The 267-nt window shown below is 53.2% G+C and carries 1 pseudogene; it reads right to left on the bottom strand.

The annotated features are described in order from the left end of the window. Positions 1 to 267, bottom strand: a pseudogene (gene metG / locus ACYP03_RS26455) (methionine--tRNA ligase); the annotation flags it as partial.

The raw sequence follows: 267 nt of genomic DNA on the forward strand, positions 1-267 counted from the left end.
CTTTTGGCACTGACTCGCAGCTGATGATTTTCGCGATACGCAGATCCACTTTTGCAAAGTCATCGAACTCGATTTCATCCGCGATTGGCTCATCAACCAACGGACCGGCAGCGGGTTGGGTTGCTACCGCTTTTTCAGCAGCGGCATCTTCTTTAGATGCTTCAACCATCGCTTCAATGTGCTTGCTGTCGATTCGGTTGAACAGGGCCTTGAACTTGGCAATCTCATGGCCGGTCAGTGGCTGCGCGATGCCATCCCAGGTCAGGG

Source organism: Photobacterium sp. R1, from assembly GCF_054600795.1.